The sequence below is a fragment of the Ancylobacter polymorphus genome (genome assembly GCF_022836935.1).
Taxonomy (GTDB): Bacteria; Pseudomonadota; Alphaproteobacteria; order Rhizobiales; family Xanthobacteraceae; genus Ancylobacter; species Ancylobacter polymorphus_A.
In genome coordinates, this window is record NZ_CP083239.1 from 3,317,969 (window position 1) to 3,336,616 (window position 18,648).

The 18,648-nt window shown below is 65.8% G+C and carries 29 protein-coding genes, 1 tRNA gene and 1 pseudogene; 14 read left to right on the forward strand and 17 right to left on the reverse strand.

The annotated features are described in order from the left end of the window. The first annotated feature begins 6 nt into the window (after window positions 1–6). Genes K9D25_RS15615 through rbsK form a run of 3 tightly spaced genes read left to right on the forward strand, consistent with a single transcriptional unit; the run spans window position 7 to window position 3,042 of the window. On the forward strand, window positions 7–1,002 hold the full coding sequence (locus tag K9D25_RS15615) for an ABC transporter permease (protein ID WP_244376546.1): 996 nt from the start codon (window positions 7–9) through the stop codon (window positions 1,000–1,002). Further along, on the forward strand, window positions 999–2,075 hold the full coding sequence (locus K9D25_RS15620) for an aldose 1-epimerase family protein (protein ID WP_244376547.1): 1,077 nt from the start codon (window positions 999–1,001) through the stop codon (window positions 2,073–2,075). The genes K9D25_RS15615 and K9D25_RS15620 overlap by 4 nt, the downstream gene beginning before the upstream one ends. 43 nt (window positions 2,076–2,118) lie before the next feature. After that, on the forward strand, window positions 2,119–3,042 hold the full coding sequence (rbsK, locus tag K9D25_RS15625) for a ribokinase (RefSeq protein ID WP_244376549.1): 924 nt from the start codon (window positions 2,119–2,121) through the stop codon (window positions 3,040–3,042). Between the two features lie 35 nt (window positions 3,043–3,077). Here rbsK and arsN2 read toward each other — a convergent pair whose 3' ends face one another. Further along, window positions 3,078–3,905 (reverse strand): arsenic resistance N-acetyltransferase ArsN2, encoded by an 828-nt coding sequence (arsN2, locus tag K9D25_RS15630; protein WP_244376550.1) that lies wholly within the window; start codon window positions 3,903–3,905, stop codon window positions 3,078–3,080. 646 nt (window positions 3,906–4,551) lie between these two features. On the opposite strand from arsN2, the gene minC reads away from it, so the two are divergent. The 3 genes from minC to minE are packed head-to-tail and all read left to right on the forward strand — an operon-like array spanning window position 4,552 to window position 6,352. Beyond that, window positions 4,552–5,256, forward strand: a complete 705-nt coding sequence (gene minC, locus K9D25_RS15635; protein WP_244376552.1) for a septum site-determining protein MinC — start codon at window positions 4,552–4,554, stop codon at window positions 5,254–5,256. 14 nt (window positions 5,257–5,270) lie between these two features. Beyond that, complete coding sequence (gene minD / locus K9D25_RS15640; protein WP_244376553.1) at window positions 5,271–6,083, forward strand: septum site-determining protein MinD; 813 nt, start codon at window positions 5,271–5,273, stop codon at window positions 6,081–6,083. Continuing rightward, entirely contained in the window at window positions 6,080–6,352 is a 273-nt protein-coding gene (minE, locus tag K9D25_RS15645; protein WP_244376554.1) for a cell division topological specificity factor MinE, read from the forward strand. Before minD ends, minE begins: the two co-directional genes overlap by 4 nt. Window positions 6,353–6,541: 189 nt before the next feature. Here the strand turns inward: minE and K9D25_RS15650 are convergent. Further along, a tRNA-Ser gene (locus K9D25_RS15650) sits at window positions 6,542–6,653 on the reverse strand. A gap of 133 nt (window positions 6,654–6,786) precedes the next feature. Beyond that, a pseudogene (locus tag K9D25_RS25075) lies at window positions 6,787–7,128 on the reverse strand (tyrosine-type recombinase/integrase); the annotation flags it as partial. Between K9D25_RS25075 and K9D25_RS15655 the strand changes: the two are divergent. Next, window positions 7,019–7,417 carry a hypothetical protein gene (locus K9D25_RS15655; RefSeq protein WP_244376555.1) on the forward strand — a complete coding sequence of 133 codons (399 nt, stop codon included), beginning with the start codon at window positions 7,019–7,021 and terminating at the stop codon, window positions 7,415–7,417. The pseudogene K9D25_RS25075 and the gene K9D25_RS15655 overlap by 110 nt on opposite strands. Before the next feature lie 220 nt (window positions 7,418–7,637). Here K9D25_RS15655 and K9D25_RS15660 read toward each other — a convergent pair whose 3' ends face one another. Continuing rightward, on the reverse strand, window positions 7,638–7,952 hold the full coding sequence (locus K9D25_RS15660; protein ID WP_244376557.1) for a helix-turn-helix domain-containing protein: 315 nt from the start codon (window positions 7,950–7,952) through the stop codon (window positions 7,638–7,640). A gap of 14 nt (window positions 7,953–7,966) precedes the next feature. Then, window positions 7,967–8,446, reverse strand: a complete 480-nt coding sequence (gene ssb / locus K9D25_RS15665) for a single-stranded DNA-binding protein (protein ID WP_244376559.1) — start codon at window positions 8,444–8,446, stop codon at window positions 7,967–7,969. Between the two features lie 35 nt (window positions 8,447–8,481). On the opposite strand from ssb, the gene K9D25_RS15670 reads away from it, so the two are divergent. After that, window positions 8,482–8,994 carry a hypothetical protein gene (locus K9D25_RS15670; RefSeq protein ID WP_244376561.1) on the forward strand — a complete coding sequence of 171 codons (513 nt, stop codon included), beginning with the start codon at window positions 8,482–8,484 and terminating at the stop codon, window positions 8,992–8,994. On the opposite strand, the gene K9D25_RS15675 is transcribed toward K9D25_RS15670, so the two are convergent. The 11 genes from K9D25_RS15675 to K9D25_RS15720 form a co-directional block, all read right to left on the reverse strand. After that, entirely contained in the window at window positions 8,961–9,536 is a 576-nt protein-coding gene (locus K9D25_RS15675) for a hypothetical protein (protein WP_244376562.1), read from the reverse strand. The two genes, K9D25_RS15670 and K9D25_RS15675, sit on opposite strands and share 34 nt — an antisense overlap. A 3-nt stretch (window positions 9,537–9,539) precedes the next feature. Next, window positions 9,540–9,746: a hypothetical protein gene (locus K9D25_RS15680; protein ID WP_244376563.1), complete on the reverse strand. Its 207-nt coding sequence runs from the start codon at window positions 9,744–9,746 to the stop codon at window positions 9,540–9,542. Continuing rightward, window positions 9,743–9,877, reverse strand: a complete 135-nt coding sequence (locus K9D25_RS24955; RefSeq protein ID WP_279613745.1) for a hypothetical protein — start codon at window positions 9,875–9,877, stop codon at window positions 9,743–9,745. The genes K9D25_RS15680 and K9D25_RS24955 overlap by 4 nt, the downstream gene beginning before the upstream one ends. Window position 9,878: 1 nt before the next feature. After that, the gene (locus tag K9D25_RS15685) at window positions 9,879–10,079 is read right to left on the reverse strand and encodes a hypothetical protein (protein WP_244376564.1); all 201 of its coding nucleotides are present in this window, start codon (window positions 10,077–10,079) and stop codon (window positions 9,879–9,881) included. A gap of 2 nt (window positions 10,080–10,081) precedes the next feature. Continuing rightward, on the reverse strand, window positions 10,082–11,200 hold the full coding sequence (gene dnaN / locus K9D25_RS15690) for a DNA polymerase III subunit beta (RefSeq protein WP_244376565.1): 1,119 nt from the start codon (window positions 11,198–11,200) through the stop codon (window positions 10,082–10,084). A 188-nt stretch (window positions 11,201–11,388) separates the two neighbouring features. Continuing rightward, window positions 11,389–12,318, reverse strand: a complete 930-nt coding sequence (locus K9D25_RS15695) for a DUF2303 family protein (RefSeq protein ID WP_244376566.1) — start codon at window positions 12,316–12,318, stop codon at window positions 11,389–11,391. A 42-nt stretch (window positions 12,319–12,360) separates the two neighbouring features. Next, complete coding sequence (locus K9D25_RS15700; RefSeq protein WP_244376567.1) at window positions 12,361–12,711, reverse strand: hypothetical protein; 351 nt, start codon at window positions 12,709–12,711, stop codon at window positions 12,361–12,363. A gap of 23 nt (window positions 12,712–12,734) precedes the next feature. Next, a complete protein-coding gene (locus K9D25_RS15705; RefSeq protein WP_244376568.1) occupies window positions 12,735–12,968 on the reverse strand; it encodes a hypothetical protein in 234 nt (77 codons plus the stop codon). After that, complete coding sequence (locus K9D25_RS15710) at window positions 12,965–13,627, reverse strand: hypothetical protein (RefSeq protein WP_244376569.1); 663 nt, start codon at window positions 13,625–13,627, stop codon at window positions 12,965–12,967. The genes K9D25_RS15705 and K9D25_RS15710 overlap by 4 nt, the downstream gene beginning before the upstream one ends. 109 nt (window positions 13,628–13,736) lie before the next feature. Next, complete coding sequence (locus K9D25_RS15715) at window positions 13,737–14,270, reverse strand: hypothetical protein (RefSeq protein ID WP_244376570.1); 534 nt, start codon at window positions 14,268–14,270, stop codon at window positions 13,737–13,739. 432 nt (window positions 14,271–14,702) lie between these two features. Continuing rightward, window positions 14,703–15,500, reverse strand: a complete 798-nt coding sequence (locus K9D25_RS15720; RefSeq protein WP_244376571.1) for a helix-turn-helix domain-containing protein — start codon at window positions 15,498–15,500, stop codon at window positions 14,703–14,705. Between the two features lie 76 nt (window positions 15,501–15,576). On the opposite strand from K9D25_RS15720, the gene K9D25_RS15725 reads away from it, so the two are divergent. From K9D25_RS15725 to K9D25_RS15750, 6 genes are read left to right on the forward strand one after another with little or no spacing between them, the layout of a single operon-like run. Then, window positions 15,577–15,897 (forward strand): hypothetical protein, encoded by a 321-nt coding sequence (locus K9D25_RS15725; protein ID WP_244376572.1) that lies wholly within the window; start codon window positions 15,577–15,579, stop codon window positions 15,895–15,897. Further along, a complete protein-coding gene (locus tag K9D25_RS15730; protein WP_244376573.1) occupies window positions 15,894–16,214 on the forward strand; it encodes a hypothetical protein in 321 nt (106 codons plus the stop codon). Before K9D25_RS15725 ends, K9D25_RS15730 begins: the two co-directional genes overlap by 4 nt. Then, complete coding sequence (locus K9D25_RS15735) at window positions 16,211–16,711, forward strand: hypothetical protein (RefSeq protein ID WP_244376574.1); 501 nt, start codon at window positions 16,211–16,213, stop codon at window positions 16,709–16,711. Before K9D25_RS15730 ends, K9D25_RS15735 begins: the two co-directional genes overlap by 4 nt. Then, on the forward strand, window positions 16,711–17,100 hold the full coding sequence (locus K9D25_RS15740; protein ID WP_244376575.1) for a hypothetical protein: 390 nt from the start codon (window positions 16,711–16,713) through the stop codon (window positions 17,098–17,100). The genes K9D25_RS15735 and K9D25_RS15740 overlap by 1 nt, the downstream gene beginning before the upstream one ends. Window positions 17,101–17,103: 3 nt before the next feature. Further along, window positions 17,104–17,331 carry a hypothetical protein gene (locus tag K9D25_RS15745; RefSeq protein WP_244376576.1) on the forward strand — a complete coding sequence of 76 codons (228 nt, stop codon included), beginning with the start codon at window positions 17,104–17,106 and terminating at the stop codon, window positions 17,329–17,331. Beyond that, window positions 17,328–17,930 carry an MT-A70 family methyltransferase gene (locus K9D25_RS15750; protein WP_244376577.1) on the forward strand — a complete coding sequence of 201 codons (603 nt, stop codon included), beginning with the start codon at window positions 17,328–17,330 and terminating at the stop codon, window positions 17,928–17,930. The genes K9D25_RS15745 and K9D25_RS15750 overlap by 4 nt, the downstream gene beginning before the upstream one ends. Here K9D25_RS15750 and K9D25_RS15755 read toward each other — a convergent pair. After that, entirely contained in the window at window positions 17,912–18,604 is a 693-nt protein-coding gene (locus tag K9D25_RS15755) for a hypothetical protein (RefSeq protein ID WP_244376578.1), read from the reverse strand. The two genes, K9D25_RS15750 and K9D25_RS15755, sit on opposite strands and share 19 nt — an antisense overlap. Window positions 18,605–18,648 lie beyond the last annotated feature (44 nt).

The following is an 18,648-nucleotide window of genomic DNA, read 5'->3' on the forward strand; positions in this document are numbered from 1 at the left end:
GGCACCATGGAAAAGCGTCTCGACCTTTCGCGCTTCATCAACCGCGACAACAACATCCTGCAACTCGTTCTGATCACGGTCGTCATCTTCGCAGTGATGAGCTGGCTCGAACCCACAAAGTTCCTGCGCTACTACAATTTCGAGTCGATCAGCTTCATTTTCCCCGAACTCGGCATTGTCGCCATCGCCATGATGCTGGCCATGCTCACCGGCGGCATCGACCTGTCGGTGATCGGCATTGCCAATCTCGCCGGCATCCTCGCCGGCGTGTTCTTCACCAAGCTGTTCCCTGGCGATCCCACGGCCGGCGCGGCCGGCGAGATCGCCCGTGTCGCGGCCGGGGTGATGCTCGCGCTCGGCGTCGGGCTGATCGCCGGCGCGCTGAACGGGCTGCTGATCACCCGGGCGAAGATCACCCCCATCCTCGCCACGCTCGGCACCGGACAGGTGTTCACCGGCCTGTGCATGGTGCTCACCGGCGGGCCGGCCATTGTCGGCTTTCCCGCCTATTGGGGGCTGATCGGCAATGGCAAGCTGTTCGGCGTCGCGGTTCCGCTGCTGATCTTCGTGGCCGTCGCTATGGTGATCGCGGTGATGCTGACGCGCACCTCCTTCGGCCTCAACCTGTTCCTCATCGGCACCAACCCGCGGGCGGCGGTGTTCGCGGGGCTGAAGAGCGACCGCATGGTGCTGGCCTCCTACATGCTGAGCGGCACGCTGGCGGCGCTGGCGGGCATCATGCTGTCGGGCCGCACCAATGCGGCGAAGTCGGATTACGGCACCTCCTACCTCTTGCAGGCGGTGCTCATCTGCGTGCTCGGCGGCACCAATCCCGCCGGCGGCAAGGGCACGGTGCTCGGCATTTCCATCGCGGTGATCGCGCTGATGCTGCTGGCCTCGGGCTTCCAGATGATGCGCTTTTCCAACCATCTGATCGACTTCATCTGGGGCGGCTTCCTGCTGCTCGTCATGGTGTTGAACGCTTTCAGGAACCGCGCATGACCCGCATCCATCTCGACCGCCGCAGCTTCGGCGACACGGAACGGCTCGCTGTCGAGCATGATGGCCTCACCGCCAGCCTGTTCCGCTACCCCACTGGTGTGGAGGCCGTCCGCCTCGCCAATGCACGCGGCGCGCTGGTCGTGCTGCCCTATCTCGGGCAGATGATCTGGTCAGCCGCCTTCGACGGTGTCGACCTGACCATGCGCAGCATGTTCAAGGCGCCGCGCCCGGTGCGGACCATCGCCGAAACCTATGGCTGCTTCGCCTTTCATTCGGGCCTGCTGCGCAATGGCGTGCCCGGCCCGACCGACACGCATCCCGCCCATGGCGAGATGCCCTGCGCGCCGATGGACAGCGCCGGTATTGAGTTAGGCACGGATGCGCGCGGGCCGTGGATGCGGCTGTTCGGCGCCTATGAGTACGCGATGGGCTTCGGCGCCCATTACATGGCCCGGCCGAGCGTGACGCTGCACGCCGCTGACGCCCGTTTCGACATGGCGATGGAGGTGACCAACCTCTCCGCCGGCGACGCCATGGACCTCATGTATATGGCGCATGTGAACTACGCCTTCGTCGAAGGCGGCGAGATTCTGCAGCAGGCGCCTTACGATGCAACCCATACGGCGGTGCGCCGCGCCGTGCCGGCGCATGTGGCGCCGAACCGCACCTATCTCGCCCGCATAGAGGCGCTGGCGTCGGACCCCTCCGGCAGCCGTGTTATCCGCCAGGCGGACGGCTTCGACCCGGAGCAGGTGTTCTATCTCACCGGTCTCGCCACCGATGCGCAGGGCGCGACGACGATGCTGCTGCGCCGCCCGCAGGGCGACGCCTTCCTCGCCCGCTATCGCCCGGCGGATTTTCCCAAGACCGTGCGCTGGATTCTGGCGGGACACGACCAGTCGGTCTGCGCCTTCGCCCTCCCCGCGACCTGCGAGCCGGAGGGTTACACAGCGGAGAAGGCCAAGGGCAATGTCATCCGCCTGCCGGCCGGGAGCACGGCGCGCTACAGCGTCGAGCTTGGTCATCTCGACGCGGCCGAATGCGCCGCGCTCGCGCTGGGCTTTCGCGACTGAACGAATGAAGGGCCGTCCCGGCGGGACGGCGGGAGAGGTTGAAATGTCGAAGATCGCCGTCGTGGGGTCCAACATGATGGACCTCATCACCTATGTCGACCACATGCCGCTGCGTGGCGAGACGGTCGAGGCGCCGAGCTTCGAGATGGGCCATGGCGGCAAGGGCGCGAACCAGGCCATTGCGGCCGCGCGGCTCGGCTCGCCCGTGGTGATGGTGACAAGGGTCGGCGAAGACGCCTTCGCCGACGCCACCCTCGCCAATTTCGCCCGCAACGCCATCGACACCACCCATGTGCTGCGCACGCCCGGCGCGCCCTCCGGCGTGGCGCCGATCTTCGTCGAGCCGTCGGGCGAGAACTCGATCCTCATCGTCAAGGGCGCCAATGCCCACCTCGCCCCGGCGGATGTCGATTCCGCCGCTGATCTCCTCAAGGGCTGCGCGCTGATCCTGATGCAGCTCGAAATCCCGGTCGAGACGGTCTACCACACGGTGAAACGGGCGAAGGAGTGGGGCGTGCCGACCCTGCTGGTCCCGGCCCCGGCCCTGCCGGACCTTGATGTCGCCCGGCTGGCGGATCTCGCCTTCCTGACCCCGAACGAGACCGAACTTGCCACCCTCACCGGCCTGCCGGTCGAGAGCGAGGCGCAGGTGGAGGCGGCGGCGAAGTCCCTCACCGCGCGCGGCATCGGCACGGTGGTGGTGACGATGGGCGGGCGCGGCGCGCTGCTGGTGTCGGGCGACGAGGTGCGCCGCGTCGCGCCGGTCAAGGTGGAGCCGGTCGACACGACCGGCGCGGGGGACGCATTCATCGGTGCCTTCGCCCATTTTCACACCCAGGGTCTGCCTGTGTTCGAGGCACTGGGCGAGGCGGCGACCTATGCGGCGGATTCGATCACCCGGCGCGGCACGCAGCGCTCCTACGCCACCGCCGCCGATTTCCGCACCCGCTTTCCGCGCAAGGCGTAAGGCGCTGCCGGCCCTTTCGAACGTCGGCATGAGCCTCAGAGCTCGATGCGACGTGTGAGAAGCGGCGCTGAGGCGGGGCAAAGCGCAGTCGCCTGCGGCGACTGACGGATGGCGTCCGGCGCCTGTTCGCGCGGCGTGGCGGCGAAGCCGATGCGCTCGAAAAAGGCGGAGGCACCCTCGGTCAGCAGCCACGCCCGCCGTGCGCCCATGTTGAACGCGCGGCTCATCAGCAACTGGGCGATGGTGCTGCCTATCCCTCTGCCGCGCGCGGCGGGCGTGACCAGCAGCGAGCGCAGCAGCACGTCGTCACCGTACAACTCGAAGCCGGCATAGCCGACCAGCGTGCCGCCAAGGGTCCGGTAGCTGAAGAAGCGGCCGGGGGAGGTTCGCAGGTCATCGGTCGGCAGGCCGGCTTGCCGCAACGCCTTGGCGAGGCGTGGCTCGGCGGCGGCGACCTGCTCGTCGCGCAGGAAGGGACGGCCATCGTCCTTGTCGAGATCGGCACGCGGGACGATGGGCAGCAGGTCCAGCACGGTCTCCGACGGGCGGCACAGCTTCACGCCAAGCGGCGTCACCACGATCGGCCGGTTGAGCAGGATCGGATGCGCGGCGATGGCCGCGAGCCGCCGGGCGTCATCCACGTCAGGCGCGTCCAGCCCGAGGTCGCTGAAGGGTGTCCCCCGCTCGCGGAGCAGCGCCTGCAGCTTCCCGCCCATGCGCTCCGCCAGTTGCACCAGCAGGGCGGAGGCCGGCGGCGATTTCAGGTACTCGATCACATGCGGCTCGATGCCGGCATGGCGGATCAGCGCCAGCGTGTTACGCGACGTGCCGCATTCCCGGTTGTGATAGACTATGACATCCATGGCGGCCTAGCCCGCAGGGCCTGATCTTGATCCATGTGTCGATGCTGGCGGACATGGCGACATTAAGCAATGTCGGCGCACCGCTTGCCGGCGTTGCCGATGCCCCCCGCCCGGCCCAGACCGGCGCCGGTCCTGGTGACTGCGGTCCTCATTGCGCACCAGTGGGGCCGGTCCTAGCAGTGGCGTCCCTCAGCCGGAGTGCGCGCCATGACAGACGCGGTGATACGGCAGGCCGACGAGGCCACCCTCGCGCTGGCGCGGGCGAGGACAAGGGGCCACTGCACGGCATTCGCCTCGCCATCAAGGACATCATCGATGTGCCTGGGTGGAGACAGCCCGGCCACACGGGCGCCAGCAAGTGAGCCTCACCGTGGAACGGCCGATCATGCGCACGTCGAGCCTGGCGGGCGACGGCGTGGTGGAGAATCACACGCTGCGCATCTACGACAAGCTGAACATCACCAGCCCCTGATACCGCGAGCACGCGATGCTGCGAACACCGCACGCACGCCCGTTCGGCGCGGGCCACAGGCGCGCGTGCGTCCCCGGGGACAAGGCGCCTGCCCTCCACGCCAAACACGCCGGAATTAACCACTCGTTAACCAAAATTAACTGAATCTATCCATCACTTAGGGAGATTCGACCGGTGAACGCAGTCAGTCAGACAGGCCCCTCCATCCGTTTCCGTGGACGCTCGTTCATGGCGATGACGCTGGTGGCCGACGTGCCGCTGTCGGCCTGGCTGGCCGATTTCGATGTCTGGCTGCAGCGTTCCCCCGGCTTTTTTACCGGCCGCACCGTCGTGCTCGATCTCGCCGGCACGGCGCAGAGCAAGGCCGAGGTCGAAGGCTGGATCAGCGAACTCGCGACGCGCGGCGTCCGTCTGGTCGGGTTGGAGGGCGTGCGCCCCAGCCTCGTCGACGCCTCCATGCCGCCCATCCTGCGCGGCGGGCGCGACGCCACGCTCGCCATCAACGATGTTGCCGCGCCGGAGCCGGCGCCCGAGCCGCGCAAGCCGGTCGAGCCGGTGAATCTGATCGTCGAGCGGCGCGTGCGCTCCGGCCAGTCCATCGTCTGCCTCGAAGGCGACGTGACCATCATCGGCTCCGTCGGGGCCGGCGCGGAAATCATCGCCGGCGGCTCGATCCATGTCTATGGCACGCTGGCCGGCCGGGCGATTGCCGGCGCGACCTTCGGCGCTTCGGCGCAGATCTTCTGCAGCAAGCTGGAAGCCGAACTCCTCGCCGTGGACGGCATCTACCGCACGGCTGAAGACATTGACGACGCCTTTCGCGGCACGGCGGTGCGCGTGTCGACCGAAGACGAGACCCTGCGAATTACCGCGCTTTAGGAGCGAAGCAAGTCATGGCCAAGATCATCACCGTCACGTCGGGAAAGGGCGGGGTCGGCAAGACGACGACGACCGCCGCCATCGGCGCGGCCCTGGCCCGCACCGGCGATAAGGTCGTCGTCGTCGATTTCGACGTGGGGCTGCGCAATCTCGACCTCATCATGGGGGCGGAGCGGCGGGTCGTGTACGATTTCGTCAACGTCATCCAGGGCGATGCCCGCCTGCCGCAGGCGCTGATCAAGGACAAGCGGCTGGAATCGCTGTTCCTGCTGCCGGCCTCGCAGACCCGCGACAAGGACGCGCTGACCGAGGAAGGCGTCGACCGCGTCATTGGCATGCTGTCGCAGCATTTCGACTGGGTGATCTGCGACAGCCCCGCCGGCATCGAGCGCGGCGCGACGCTGGCCATGCGTCACGCCGAGATCGCCATCGTCGTCACCAACCCGGAAGTCTCCTCGGTGCGTGACAGCGACCGCATCGTCGGCATTCTCGACGCCAAGACGCTGCGGGCCGAGCGCGGCGAGACGGTGGACAAGCGCCTGCTTCTCACCCGCTACGACCCCGTCCGCGCGGCGCGTGGCGACATGCTGAAGACCGAGGACGTGCTGGAAATCCTGTCCCTGCCGCTGCTCGGCATCGTGCCGGAGAGCCCGGACGTGCTGAAGGCGTCGAATATGGGCGTGCCGGTTTCCATCCATGATCCCAACAGCGCCCCTGCCCGCGCCTATCACGATGCGGCGCTGCGGCTGAAGGGCGAGAACATCGCCATGGAAACGCCGCGTGCGCGTGGCGGCCTGTTCAGCAAGCTCCTGCGGAGGGCGGCATGACCTTGTGGAAGCGCCTTTTCTCGCAGGGTACCGCCCCTCAGGCGCGGGAACGGCTGCAGATTCTGCTGTCCCATGAGCGCCAGGTGGTGGGCGGGGACGATCTTCTCTCTCGCCTGCGCGAGGACATCCTCGCCGTCGTGGCCCGGCATGTGCCCTGCGAGCAGGACAATGTGAAGGTCCGCCTCGAGCGCGGGACGCCGATGTCGATCCTCGAAATCGAGGTCGAGGTGCGCGGCGAGCTCAATCTCGCGATCAGCCGCGCCGCCTGACGCGGCAGGGCTGCAAAGAGCGGGGAGCGCATTTTGGCGCTCAACCCGGTCTGCCAGGTAGAGGCAAAGTCCGAGACAGAGCCCGGCACCGGAAACGGTTCCGGGCTTTCTGTTTGCGACAGCCGGGGAGTGATCGGCCCGACAGAAGTGGCGTAAGGTTGTGCCAGGGTCGATAGGGGCCGATTAAATTGGCGGAAGGGGTGGGATTCGAACCCACGGTGGGCTTGCACCCACGGCGGTTTTCAAGACCGGGAGGCGGAAACCGGTTTCTTGTGTCCGCCCAATTGCTTATCGTCCTTCCCTCCGGCGATTTCGGGATTTTCTTCGGGAGAATGTGCAGCGGCCATCGCGTCCCGCAGCTCGTCCAGCATGTAGTGGGCGTACTTCGTGGTGGTCGAGATTCGGGAGTGGCCCAAGTGCCGCTGGGCGGCCCGGAGATTGCCACCAGAGGCGCGTAGCGTCCGAGTGCCAGCGACGTGGCGCAGGTCATGCGGGCGCAGATCGGGAAGGCCGGCGGCGACCGCAGCGGCCTTGAACTCGTTATAGAAGGTCTCCGGCGTGATGGGATAGCGCAGGCCACGCACCCTGCCCTCCCGGGTCCGCCGGGCGACATAGGTGAAGACGGCATCTGGAAGGTGGCCGATCTCGTTGCCCAGCAGCGTGGCCATGGCTGATGTGATCGGCAGCACGTGCATGCGCCCGCCCGGCTTGCGGGACTTCTGCATGACGGTGACCAGCCCCATGGCGAAATCGACATTGGCGGGATCGAACGGCAGGGCGTTGCCGGCGCGCAGGCCTGACAAGATGAGCCATCGCGCTGCGGCGCGGAAATCGGGGCGCATGCGACCGATGATGTCGGCCTCGATGTCGCGGGAAATGTCGATCACCCGCTCATCCGCCTCGGGCAGCATGAGCTCATCCCACGCCGGCAGCTGCACCGGCATCTTCCAGACGCGCTGGGCGCGGCGGAGGATTCGGCGCAGGATCTGCAATTCGCGGTTCACGCTGGCATTCGACAGCAGCTTGCCGTTTCGCCCCTTCGTGCCGCGCCGGGTGGCGACATAGGAGGCGATCACGTCGGCGTCGATCTCGCTGATCGCGGTGGAGCGGTTGCGGGCCTGCAGCGCCTTTGTCAGGCCATCCTGCAAGGCTTCCATGCGGGCAAAGGTGGTGTCGGACTTGGCGTCGTGCTGCCCCTTCTCTTCCCAAAAGCGCGCCCAGGCGTGGGTGATGGCCACGTGCTCGGTTGCGCTGGCCTTCGGGAGGGCAGCGGCCTTCTTGGCTTCTAGGCGTTCGAAGGCTTCTGCTTCGCGGCGCGTTTTGCAGCCCGTAGAGCCGTAAAATCGACGACCGGCCCGCTGGAAGTCGTAGTGGAAGAACGGCGACCCTTTTGGCTTATAGACGGACATGGCTCGCTTCTCCGGCGGCGCTCGACAAAGGTATCAAGGTCGCTCTCCGCAAACATGCGCCGGATCTTCTCCGTGCCCCGCCCCATGGCGATGAAGGTGATTTCGCCATGGCGCACATGTTCGCGCAAGGTGCGCGGCGAGATGCCGAGGCGCTCGGCCGCCTCGTCGATGTTGAACAGGCGCGCCTGCATCGCCCCACCCTCCCCTAGAACGGAATCTCGTCGTCCATATCGGTCGCGGCACCCTGGTCGCCGAAGCGGCGGGTGGCGCCGGCGGCTTCGCGCGGCGGATCGGTGCGGGTGTAATCCTCCGGCGTGCCGCGCGAGCCCGTCTCCTGCCGATCGAGCAGCGTGATTTCACCCCGGAAGGGGCGCAGCACCACCTCGGTGTAATAGCGCTCGACGCCGGCCTGATCGGTGTGCTTGCGCGTCTCGATCTGCCCTTCGACATAGACCTTGCTGCCCTTGCGCAGGAACTGCTCGGCAACCCGCACCAGCGGCTCGTTGAAGATGACGACGCTGTGCCATTGGGTGCGCTCCTTGCGCTCGCCGCTGTCCTTATCGCGCCAGGTTTCCGAGGTGGCGATGCGCATCGAGGCGATGCGCCCGCCGTTCTGGAAGGTGCGGATTTCGGGATCGCGGCCGAGATTGCCGATGAGGATTGCCTTGTTGACGCTGCCGGCCATGTTACCATTTCCCTGTACGGTGCTGGAGAAGCCTGATGCCCGAAATGACCTGGATGAGTAAGCAGGATGCGGTGACATCAATCGATATGTGCGCTTACCAACTACAAGAATTGGGAAAGCTTCTTGATGCACAAAGTCATAGCATAAACACTGCACCACTGATCACATTTATACTCATACATTTGAACGATGTATTACAAAAAGCTAGTAAACTTGGAAGGAGAATAACGTTTAAGGATGACGTCGGTCGCCATAAGGATGTAACCGAACTGATACGCGTCGCAAGAAATGCGTGTTGTCATATTAGCTCTCCTGAACATCTGATTGACGGAAACAAGTTCACATTCAATCTGATCGCTGGGATCTGTCCTGACGCAATTGTTATTGACGGTCGCTCGTTTGGTTGCGAATACAATGATGATGCGGCGATTTATTACGGTGCAACAAGGGTCTATTTGAAGAGGCACATCGTTCGGGCCATCAACGAGGTGACAATGGTTTTCGATCCAGATGGTCAATTCGCGCGGCGTGGCGCACCCCCTCGATGAGGGGAATGACCTGCGAGGAGGTTGCCCTGCCAGGACAGCGGATTTTCCACCGTGTCGAAGCCCTTGGGCCAGTCGGTGCGCGACCATGAGCAGCCGCCGGAATCGTCGACCATGGGCCAGCGGGCCTTGAACCGCTTCTCGTCGCACTCCTCACATTGGCAGTTTCGGAGGCGCTCTTTCCGGGTCCAAAACAGGCTGTTGCCGGAGTAGCCGCAGCGGCCACGCCCGAATGCCTCTTCGAGATCGGCCATGATCTGGTCTGTCATCTGGGCGAAGTCAGGTCCCGGTGCGTCGTCGCGATCGAGGCCACAGCCCCACGTGCTGCACGCGCGGATCACCCAATAGGCAGGGCGCTGGTTTAATGTTGCGATGGTGAAGAGCGCCCTGCCATCGCCGTAAATGGTCGGCGAGACGCGCGGGACGAACGTGATCGCGTCAGAGGGCACCCAGAGGTATGCCGACTCACGCTTCTCGATTGCCTTGCGAAGGCGCGCGTGAATGGCGTCCTCGCCAGCTTCGCGGGATGTGACTGCTTCCGCCATGCCTCACCCTCCCGCCTTATCCGCCGGCGCCTTGTCGTGGCGCCAGACGGGCGGCATAGGGAATTCGGCGGTGACGTTGGCGGCCATCTTCTCCAGCGCCGGGCGGGCATCGGCCGGCAGCAGCGGAGCGATGACGGCGCGCAGGCGGGCGATGCCGGTGTGGGCGCCGGCGACATAGGCTCGGCGGTGGCGGCGGCTGTTCTTGCTCATGAGCCGCCTCCGAACAGGGCGCCGAGGGCGCGGGGGATGAGGCCGGTGTGCTGGAAATCGAGCACCACCAGTGACAGGGCGATGAGATAGAACAGCGCCTTGTTGATCGGGCGGGCGGGGTTGTCGCTCATGTCAGAGCTTCCCCTTGGTGGGCACCAGGATGCAGATAACCTCGGGGGCCCCGATGATCGTAAAGCGGTCGCGCAATCCATTCCGAAGCGCGCCTAGGGCGTCGTCGGTGGCCTGTTTCTCGACCTGTTCGAGCCGGCATTCATTGCCCCACGAACTTCTGACTTCGACTTCGAGCGTGACCTTCACGCGAGCGGTTGCCATTTTCAGACCCTCATCGGCATGAGGACGCAGAGCGCGTCGGTGGCCTCTACGCGGCGGAAGATGGTGGGGGAGCCGGGATCGTTGAGCGCGATCTCGACGGGGCCGGTCTTGGCCGTGGCGGTGAGCAGATCGCCCACGTAGCGGCCGTTGAAACCGATGCTCATTTCCTCGCCGGCATAGGCGATATCAAGCTCTTCCGAGGCGTTACCGGCATCGGGGTTCACCACCTCCAGCACCAGCCTGCCGGGCTGAAAAGTGAACTTGACCGCCCTGCCCCGCTCATTCGACACGGTGCCGACGCGATCGACGGCGGAGGCCAGTTCTTCCGCTTGCAGCGTGGCCACCAAGGCGTTGCCGGCGGGGATGACGCGGCCATAGTCGGGGAAGGTGCCGTCGATCAGCTTGGTGGTGAAGCGGGCGCGGCCGAAGGTGGCGGCGAGCTTGGCGCCGGAGATCTGCAAGGCGAGCGACGCCTTTTCTGCCGCCTGGGCCATGCGGGAAAGCTCATCCACCGCCTTGCGGGGGACGATGACGCCGTGGAAGTCCGGCAGGCCCTCGACGGCCAGCGAGGCGAGCGAGAGGCGGTGCCCGTCCGTCGCCACCAGGCGCAGCTTGCCGGAGCCCTCCGGGTCGCGGTGCAGATAGATGCCGTTGAGGTAGTACCGCGTCTCTTCCGTCGAGATGGCGAACTTCACACGGTCCAGCACGTCGGCCAGCGCGTGGCCGGGCACCTCGAAGGCGGCACCGTCTTCCACCCGGGAGAGGCTTGGGAATTCCGACGACGGCAGCGCCTGAAGCGAGAAACGGGAGCGGCCGGCGCGCAGGGTGGCGGTGCCCTTCTCGGCGTTAAATTCGAGCTTGATCTGCACGCCTTCGGGCAGCTTGCGGACGATGTCGAGCAAGGTGTGCGCCGGCAGGGTGATTTCACCCTCGGCCGCGCATTCGGCCGGCAGCGTGTCTTCGATCTCGATGTCGAGATCGGTGGCGATGAGGGTGAGGCTGCCGCCTTCGGCGCGCAGCAGCACGTTGGCGAGAATGGGGATGGTGTTGCGGCGCTCGACGACGCGGTGGGCGCGCTGGAGCGCGGCGAGGAAGGCGGCGCGCTCGACGGTGATGTTCATGATCTGCGTCTCGCGTGAGGGGGATGGGGTGAGCCGGGCGACGGGGCTGGGCGCGATCAACCTGCCGCCCGGCTCGGTTCGCGGCGTGTCCCGCGGCGCGAAGGGGAAGAGAAAGGCCGGGCGGCGCGCATGCGCGGGGCGCCGCCCGGCAGGGGTCCCGGCGCCTCGCCAAAGCGCCGGGGGGAGGATCAGGATTCGGGGGAGCCTTCGAAGGTCGGCAGGCCGGTGTCTTTCCCGGCCTTGAGCAGATCGTTCTGCACGCGGGTGCGCAGCCAATATTCCCAGCGGTACAGCTGGTAGAACCACGTCACCACGCCCTGCCCCGCGCGATAGCGGATGCGGGCCGGGATGCGCACGACATCGCCATCGACGAAGGGCGCCAGCTGGATCATGAAGATGCCGGGGATATCGATCGGCTCGCCCTTGGCATTCATGTGCTCGGTCTCGAACACGATCTGCCGCTCGCCGGTCTGCAGCCGGTAGCCCTGCTTCATCTTGGCGCCGACATTGACCTCGAGGTGCCGGGAGAGTTCGAGGAGCTCATTCGGCAGGGCGAAGCGCTCCTTGAAGAGGGGCTGATAATCCGTCTTCTCCTGCTCGAACGGGGCGGAGAGTTCGGCCGCGTGCTCTTCCAGAAACTCGGCGAAGGCCTGCTGCTCCATCGGCTTGCCGTTGCCGGCCACCCACGCCTTGAATTCCTCGGTGAGAGGGAAGGCATAGGCCACGCGGTGCTGCTTGTGCGCCGTGCCGTGGGTGAGGGTGTAATAGTCGATCACCGCCGTGAGCGAGGGCTTAGGCCACGACGTCGCGGCGAAGATGACGCTGTCATCGCTCTTGTGCCGGTTCACCAGCCCGATGAAGCTTTCCAGCGTGTCGACGACAGCGGTGCCCTTGATGCGCGCCGGCCCCTGGCGATAGCGCTCGATTTCGTCAAAGACCTGGATGACGCGCTGGTTCTTGCGGTCCCACAGGGCCGGAACCGTAGCCGGCAGGCCGGCGCCCAGCCCCGCAGTGGGGATGCTGAGAACGGTCGGCGCCTCGGCGTCGCGGGCGAGTTCGGCGATGTAGCGCGCGGATGCCGCGGGCGGCAGGTCCGGCTTGTGCTCGGTGATGGACACGGGAGGGTGCTCCTGTCAGCGGGGTGAATCGAGGGCGGGAAATCAGGCGGGCTCGGCCGCGCGGCGGCGCTCGCCGACCTCGGACGGGCCGCCGAACATGTCGGACTGGCTGGGGTGCTGAACGGACAGGCCACCCTCGACCACCCAGAACGGGGTGGAGGTGAAGCCCTTCTCTTCCGGCAGCTTGGCTTTGACCTGGGGCTTCATGTCCATGCGATCGCCCAGCTTCACGAACTCGATCGTGAGGGTGAGCGTGCCCTTGGCCTTCTCGTCGGGGTGCTCCTGCAGCGCGTCGATGAGGCGCTGCATTTCGGCGTTGGCCTTCTCTTCGAAGCGCCCCCGATTGGAGAGGCCGAGCGCCTGAAAGAGGCTGCGAATGATGCGCGTGGTCATAGGAATCCCCTGCGGGCCGGCGGTCAGCCGTGGTTAACGGTGAAAAGATCGAGATCGGCGGCGAGGCTACCGGCGCGGGTGGCGGCGCTGGCCTTGCGGCGGGCGGCCTTGGCCTCCGCCACTTCGCTGCGCAGAAGGCGGTGTGTCAGCTTCTTGAGCTGCTGCTCCACCTCCGAAATCGGCGCGAACTTGCGGCGCCGGGCGGCATAGTCTTCCGCCAACTGGCGGCGGCGCTGGCGATCCTGGGCGAGGCTCATGCGGACCTCTGCGTGATGGGCGCGGCGCGGGCGCTCTGCGCGCGGGCGCCGGGCAGGTGAGAGAGGAACAGCGCGTGCAGTTCCAGCGACGCGGTGGGCGGCGGCAGAAGGCGCTGGCGGCTGGAAAGCGCCGGCACGGCCTCGATGTCCGCGCCCCACGGCATCGGTGGGCGCGCGAGGAAATCCCGCCGCTCGGTGTTGAGGGCGACGATGTCGCAGTGCTTGACGAAGGCGCGCTCCGCCTCGCTCGGCGGTGCAATGCCGGCGGCGGCATAGATGGCGGCATCGTGCCGCCGCTCCACCTCCGCCATCACCTGGCGCAGCGTGTCCTCGCCCGCGAGCCCGAACATCTGCCGGGCAACGGCGAATTCCATCGACTTGACCGGGGTGGCCTTGTCGCCGATGCGGCTCTCATGCGCGTCGTGCAGCAGCACAAGCGCCCTCTCCCGCTCCGTGGCGCCGGCACGCTCGGCCGCGCGGAAGGCTATGAGCGTGTGATTGGCGACCGAGACGGCCACGGTGGAGGCGCCGACATAGCGATTGATCAGCGACAGCTGGTCCGCGATCTCGGCAAAGTTCACCTGTTCCGCGTGCGGCTCGACGAGATCGAGCGCGCGGCCATAACGGGACTGCTCCCAGACGCGGTGCGGGAGGCTCATTCGCCGTCATCCTCCGCAATGCCGAAGCACAGGTGATAGGCCATGGCGGCGGCAACGCCGATGAGGGCGCAGGCGGCCACGGCGGCGACGATGGCCGCAACGGTGCCCATTACGCGGCCTCGAGGGTGCGGGCGGCGGCGGCCTCCTCGGCCTTGGTCTTGCGGGACTGCCAGTAGCGCGACTGCGCGACCTTCATCGCCTCGGCCAGCTGGGCGGCGGTGACGCCGGTCTCGGTGATTTCCGCCGAGGCGTAGCCTTCGCAGGCCAGCGTATCCGGCGTGACGGAGATGCCGGCGAGATCGAGCCGGCGCATATCCAGCGCCATGCGGTCAACCAGCGCCTCATAGGGGCGATCGGGCCGCGCCAGGCAGCGGGTGTCGGCGATCTCGGCCACCAGCTGGGCGAAGGCGTGCGCATCGCCGCTGGCGGCCATCCAGTCGTCAACCGGAAAGACGTGGTTGCCGAAGGCGAAGGCGCCGCCCTCCGCCGGGGTGGCGCGGAAATGCGCCTCGCGCATCGCGAAGCCCATGGCGAGCACCAGGCCGTGGCGCTCGATCAGCCCGTCACATTCCGTGTGGGGGGCGACAAGGCCATGGCGGCGGAAGAAGGCGACAAGCGCGGATTCATGATGGGCGGGGTGCATGCGTCGCTCCCAATCGCGTGGATTGGGGCGAACGCTAAGCAGGATTTATCCGGCTGTCAATCAAGTAAGCCGGATAAATCCTGCTTTCATTCTCCGTTAGCGATTCGACTCGACACGGCCTCACGCCCGCCGCAATATGAGTACGAAACAAGAACATTGTCGATTGTCGGAGGTGCCAAAATGACCTTAGGGTTGGGGTATGCAGCCGTCTTCAAACTGTGCGTCCGCTGCCACAACTGCCGGAAAGACCACGTCGCACACCTCAACGTGCCCGAGGAAGACGACGCGCCGCGCACTGTTGATGACCTCTTGGAGAGCGCCTTGCTGTCGGATCTGAGATTTCAGTGCACGCGCTGCCAAGGCACGATCGGATCGATCGTAACAGCATCCGTCGTCACTGAACGGGGCCAGCAAGTCAGTGGCGCGGCTTGATTAGCGCTTGGGTGAGCGCCTCGTCCGGCTCAGCGCCACAGTATTTAGAAGGCTCCGCACAATTGCGAGAACGCGGACTTGGCGAGTATCAGAAGGGTCTAGATCGGTATCGATAATAATGGGCTTATGTTTCGGATTGGTGCTGCGTGGGTGAAACTCAACACGGTCGTCTTTAATTTCAACTTCCTTAACAGACCACTCACGCACGGCGCCATCAGCTATCTGCTGCTCAATAACGACGATCATCCCGTCTTGCAGCGGGACCCGCCCCTGCAAATCTTCAAAGTCAACGCAGACGACTCGGGACCCATCGAGGATGGGCATTGGCGCTAGGGCGTTCATTGAATCGCCCTCAACGTCGAAAATCATCTGACGCGCTTGCGGAAAATCCTCATCGCGCGGCACGTTAACCCATTGCATTTCCTGACTGGCCAGCTCGTCCACTGGCTCGAACATGCCCGCCCTGGCGACGCCGACCACGGGAGCGGGCACCAGCTGCGGCAAAGCATCTGGAACCGGCTGCCATAACGCTCTAGGCGCGGACTGTGGTGGCCGTGCGCTAGCTTCGCTCGTGCCAACCTCCCCGCCCTTGGCAATGGCGGCTAGCAGTTCGGCAGGCGTCCAGTTCAGCGCCCGGGCGAGTTTGGCGAGGTTGTCACCGCGAACGTTTTTCTTCTTCCCGTTCAGGATGTCGGTGATGAAGTTCCGCTCCAGCCCCGCCCCTAACGCCGCCGGCGTAGGGACTAGGCCTGCCTCCTCGAGCCGCGCTGCCACAGCATTTTTCAGTTCGTCAGACATGGCGGAATAATCCGGCTAAACGGGTCAACAGGCGAGCCGGATATTTCCTGTTGCAAAACCGGAAACATCCGGCATCATGCCGGCCATGGAACAGCACCTCCGCGCTCACCTGACCACTTGCCTCGCTTGCTTCGCCGCGTCCCGCCAACTCAGCACTGCTCGCGTCGCCACGTTGGCCGCTGGCGATTGGCGCTTCTTCGACCGGGTAGGCGCTGGAGCGAGTTTCACTGTCCGCAAGTACGACGAAGTGATGGGCTGGTTCTCGGCCAATTGGCCGGAGGGGGCGGAGTGGCCTGCCGGCGTTCCCCGCCCCGACACGCCGACCCTCGCACCGGAGATGGCGGACGAAAACGAGAATCCGGCGGCGAAAAATCTCAGTGACGAGGTGGCGGCATGAGCGGCCTGTGCGAGCAGGCGCCCGCGCGCCTTGGCAAAATGAGACCCTTGAAGGTCAGTCTTCATTTCGACGGCGCCGGCGCCATGCGCCTGCTGAACCGTCTGGAAGCGTTGGCTGCCGAAGGGGCTTTCAACGAGCAGGCGTATGCCGCGTTCCGCCGCTTTGGCGCTTCTGCACTCTTCGAAGTCTACCAGTACCCTGCACGAGGCGATGGCGGGGTTTCCATTCTCGTTGGCCTGCGCGCCACCGCTTCCCTGTGCGAGGCGTTGCCGGGCTACGGCCGTGACCTGTTGCCGATAGGCGGGGTGCCGGCATGACAAAGCGGCCCGCCATCGGCTCCGCCCATGAGGCGCTTGACCGGATGTTCGACCAGATCGGCCGCGAGCACGGGCCGAACGGGGCGCCGAGCGAGGGCATGATCCTCGCCTTGGGCTTTCTCAACATCGCGCGCTCGACTCTGTACCGGCAGATGGACCCCGACCAGCCGGGCGAGTTCGCCTTCGCCCACGCCTGCCAACTGGCCGAGCGCTTTCGCTGCACCGAGGCGGCAGCGTACCTCGCCGCGTGTGCCGGCGGCTTTTTCGTGCCCGCGCCGCCGGAGGGTGACGCCGCTGTGCAGCTGACGGCCGAAGCCATGCGCGAGACCAGCGAGGCGGCGGCCAAGATCTTCGCCAGCGCGGCGATGGATTCCGATGGCGGGGTGGAGATCACCCCCGCTGAGGCCCGCGCGGCGCTGCCCGATGTGCGCGACGCGCTGATGGCGATGTCGAGCCTCTATGCCCGGCTTTCCGCCAAGGCGAATGGGGGGCGGTGATGGGCCGGCACCCGCGCGGATGGACCGAGGAAATGGACGCGGCCTTGCGGCGACTGGTGGCCAAGGGGCTGCCCTATGCCCGCATTGTCGCGCTGATGGAAGCGGAAGGGCTGGGGCGGCGCTCGCCGGACGCGGCGAAGCAGAGGGCGTTCCTTCTCGGCATCGGACACGACAGCGAAGACGGCCCGCTCGACTGCCGCAGGGCGGGCGGCGGCACCGACCCGCTGCTGGCCGCGCTCGCCGCGCGGCACAAGGCGCCGCCGGCTGATGCGGTGCCTTCCCCCAATGATGCCCGCCCGCTGGCGTGGCGGCGGCTGCAGCCGGCCGCCGGCTGCGCGGGAAGCCCGGCGGCGCAGTGCGCCGAGCTCGGCAGTCGGACGCAGTGGTGACCCATGCTCGCGCGCACGCCGGTGATCTTTGTCATCAAGCGCCCCTGGCGCCGGGTAGTGCCTGCGGTGCGCCGGATGCACGCCCTCGGGCGCCCGCATTGGGAGATCGCCCGGCGGCTGCGCATCAGCGCCGGCTATGTCGAGCGCGCGCTGGCGCCGGGGGCAGGCATCTGGTCACCGAAGGAATGGGAGCGCCTGACGACGGCGCTCATGCGGGAGATGGGGCGGTGACCTGGCCTTTCTCACCCCTGCGCATGTTCGCCTATGACGTGGTCGAGCTCGATCCGCCGTGGAACTTCGACCTGTATTCGGCGAAGGGCGAGGCGAAGTCGCCGCAGGCGCAATACGCCACCATGTCGCTGGCCGATATCGCCGCGCTGCCGGTGGGCAACCTTTTGGCGCCAGGCGGCGTGTGCGTGATGTGGACGACGTGGCCGCTGGTTGCCATCGGCGCGCATGTCGATGTCATCCGCGGCTGGGGGCTGAAGCCGGTGACCGGCGGCGGCTGGGCCAAGCGCACCGTCAACGGCAAGCTGCAATGGGGGCCGGGCTATGTCGCCCGCTCGCTGCACGAGCCTTACATCATCGCCCGCCTGCCCGGCGGCGACTGGAGCGGGGCGAGCTTTCCCAACCTTGTCGAAACTCTGGAAGCGGATTCGCTCGACGGGCTGGCGCGCGAGCACTCCCGCAAGCCCGATGAATTCTACGCCCGCTGCGAGGCGGCGTGGCCGCAGGCGCGGCGCGCCAGCCTGTTTTCCCGCCAGAGCCGGCCCGGCTGGGACGTGTGGGGGAATGAGGCCGGGAAGTTCGATCAGGCGGGGGGAGTATGATGGTGGCGCGGAAGCAGTTGGCCCAGACTGGCCGTGGCTTTCACGGCCGCATCGATATCGTCACAATATTCTCTCAAAGCGTTCGAGGCTTTCTCCTCAATTTGAGCCTTGAGGGCTACCGTGCTGCTCGTAAGCTGCTCTACATACATGAACAACCTCCTACGACTTCCAACCAACGCAACAATTGCATTATTGGCTTCAAAGTATGCTGTAATAACATCGTACGAAAGTATAGAAACGGCGTTTTGCGCGATTCTGGCAGCTATTATTTCCGTATGCCGATTTTGAAGTGCTATATGCAACCTGCATGTCTCTCCGAGATATTCAATATCGGCATAATCGGTAACGTAGCTTGGTCCAATTTTGATAGAGCGAAATCGGACTACATCGTCTTGAAGTCCCTCTATCAACTTCGACCACTGGCTGTAGTTGTAGCCCACTATGTGAAGAGCTTGACGCTTCTTCTCTTCTTCGGAAGCGCTCGCGGCTCTGAGTGCGAGCGTACCTGCAGCAACGGTCAGCAGGCCGCCAACCACGCCCCCGAGAATGCCGCCCCAGAAGGCAAGTGCGCCATCGTTAGTCGCGGCGATCGGACCGCGGACGGAGACGATGACAATTACTGCAGTCGAGAGCAGCAACGCGGCCAATGCCACGAGATCGGCAGTGAAAGGCATCCTTTTCATATCTCGACGCTGCCCGTTCGCCTCCCGGTTGTCGA

Bases quoted from the DNA above. Each gene is read 5' to 3' on its own strand.
- K9D25_RS15755 (WP_244376578.1), bottom strand. From the start codon at position 18,604: ATGCCTTTCACTGCCGATCTCGTGGCATTGGCCGCGTTGCTGCTCTCG.
- dnaN (WP_244376565.1), bottom strand. From the start codon at position 11,200: ATGAACATCACCGTCGAGCGCGCCGCCTTCCTCGCCGCGCTCCAGCGC.
- K9D25_RS15730 (WP_244376573.1), top strand. From the start codon at position 15,894: ATGAGCGGCCTGTGCGAGCAGGCGCCCGCGCGCCTTGGCAAAATGAGA.
- K9D25_RS15740 (WP_244376575.1), top strand. From the start codon at position 16,711: ATGGGCCGGCACCCGCGCGGATGGACCGAGGAAATGGACGCGGCCTTG.
- minD (WP_244376553.1), top strand. From the start codon at position 5,271: ATGGCCAAGATCATCACCGTCACGTCGGGAAAGGGCGGGGTCGGCAAG.
- K9D25_RS15615 (WP_244376546.1), top strand. From the start codon at position 7: ATGGAAAAGCGTCTCGACCTTTCGCGCTTCATCAACCGCGACAACAAC.
- K9D25_RS15675 (WP_244376562.1), bottom strand. From the start codon at position 9,536: ATGGCGGAAGCAGTCACATCCCGCGAAGCTGGCGAGGACGCCATTCAC.
- ssb (WP_244376559.1), bottom strand. From the start codon at position 8,446: ATGGCCGGCAGCGTCAACAAGGCAATCCTCATCGGCAATCTCGGCCGC.
- K9D25_RS15685 (WP_244376564.1), bottom strand. From the start codon at position 10,079: ATGGCAACCGCTCGCGTGAAGGTCACGCTCGAAGTCGAAGTCAGAAGT.
- K9D25_RS15660 (WP_244376557.1), bottom strand. From the start codon at position 7,952: ATGCAGGCGCGCCTGTTCAACATCGACGAGGCGGCCGAGCGCCTCGGC.
- K9D25_RS15710 (WP_244376569.1), bottom strand. From the start codon at position 13,627: ATGAGCCTCCCGCACCGCGTCTGGGAGCAGTCCCGTTATGGCCGCGCG.
- K9D25_RS15715 (WP_244376570.1), bottom strand. From the start codon at position 14,270: ATGCACCCCGCCCATCATGAATCCGCGCTTGTCGCCTTCTTCCGCCGC.
- K9D25_RS15705 (WP_244376568.1), bottom strand. From the start codon at position 12,968: ATGAGCCTCGCCCAGGATCGCCAGCGCCGCCGCCAGTTGGCGGAAGAC.
- K9D25_RS15720 (WP_244376571.1), bottom strand. From the start codon at position 15,500: ATGTCTGACGAACTGAAAAATGCTGTGGCAGCGCGGCTCGAGGAGGCA.
- K9D25_RS15725 (WP_244376572.1), top strand. From the start codon at position 15,577: ATGCCGGCCATGGAACAGCACCTCCGCGCTCACCTGACCACTTGCCTC.
- K9D25_RS15655 (WP_244376555.1), top strand. From the start codon at position 7,019: ATGGCTGATGTGATCGGCAGCACGTGCATGCGCCCGCCCGGCTTGCGG.
- K9D25_RS15700 (WP_244376567.1), bottom strand. From the start codon at position 12,711: ATGACCACGCGCATCATTCGCAGCCTCTTTCAGGCGCTCGGCCTCTCC.
- minE (WP_244376554.1), top strand. From the start codon at position 6,080: ATGACCTTGTGGAAGCGCCTTTTCTCGCAGGGTACCGCCCCTCAGGCG.
- K9D25_RS15680 (WP_244376563.1), bottom strand. From the start codon at position 9,746: ATGAGCAAGAACAGCCGCCGCCACCGCCGAGCCTATGTCGCCGGCGCC.
- K9D25_RS24955 (WP_279613745.1), bottom strand. From the start codon at position 9,877: ATGAGCGACAACCCCGCCCGCCCGATCAACAAGGCGCTGTTCTATCTC.
- K9D25_RS15735 (WP_244376574.1), top strand. From the start codon at position 16,211: ATGACAAAGCGGCCCGCCATCGGCTCCGCCCATGAGGCGCTTGACCGG.
- arsN2 (WP_244376550.1), bottom strand. From the start codon at position 3,905: ATGGATGTCATAGTCTATCACAACCGGGAATGCGGCACGTCGCGTAAC.
- K9D25_RS15620 (WP_244376547.1), top strand. From the start codon at position 999: ATGACCCGCATCCATCTCGACCGCCGCAGCTTCGGCGACACGGAACGG.
- K9D25_RS15745 (WP_244376576.1), top strand. From the start codon at position 17,104: ATGCTCGCGCGCACGCCGGTGATCTTTGTCATCAAGCGCCCCTGGCGC.
- rbsK (WP_244376549.1), top strand. From the start codon at position 2,119: ATGTCGAAGATCGCCGTCGTGGGGTCCAACATGATGGACCTCATCACC.
- K9D25_RS15670 (WP_244376561.1), top strand. From the start codon at position 8,482: ATGCCCGAAATGACCTGGATGAGTAAGCAGGATGCGGTGACATCAATC.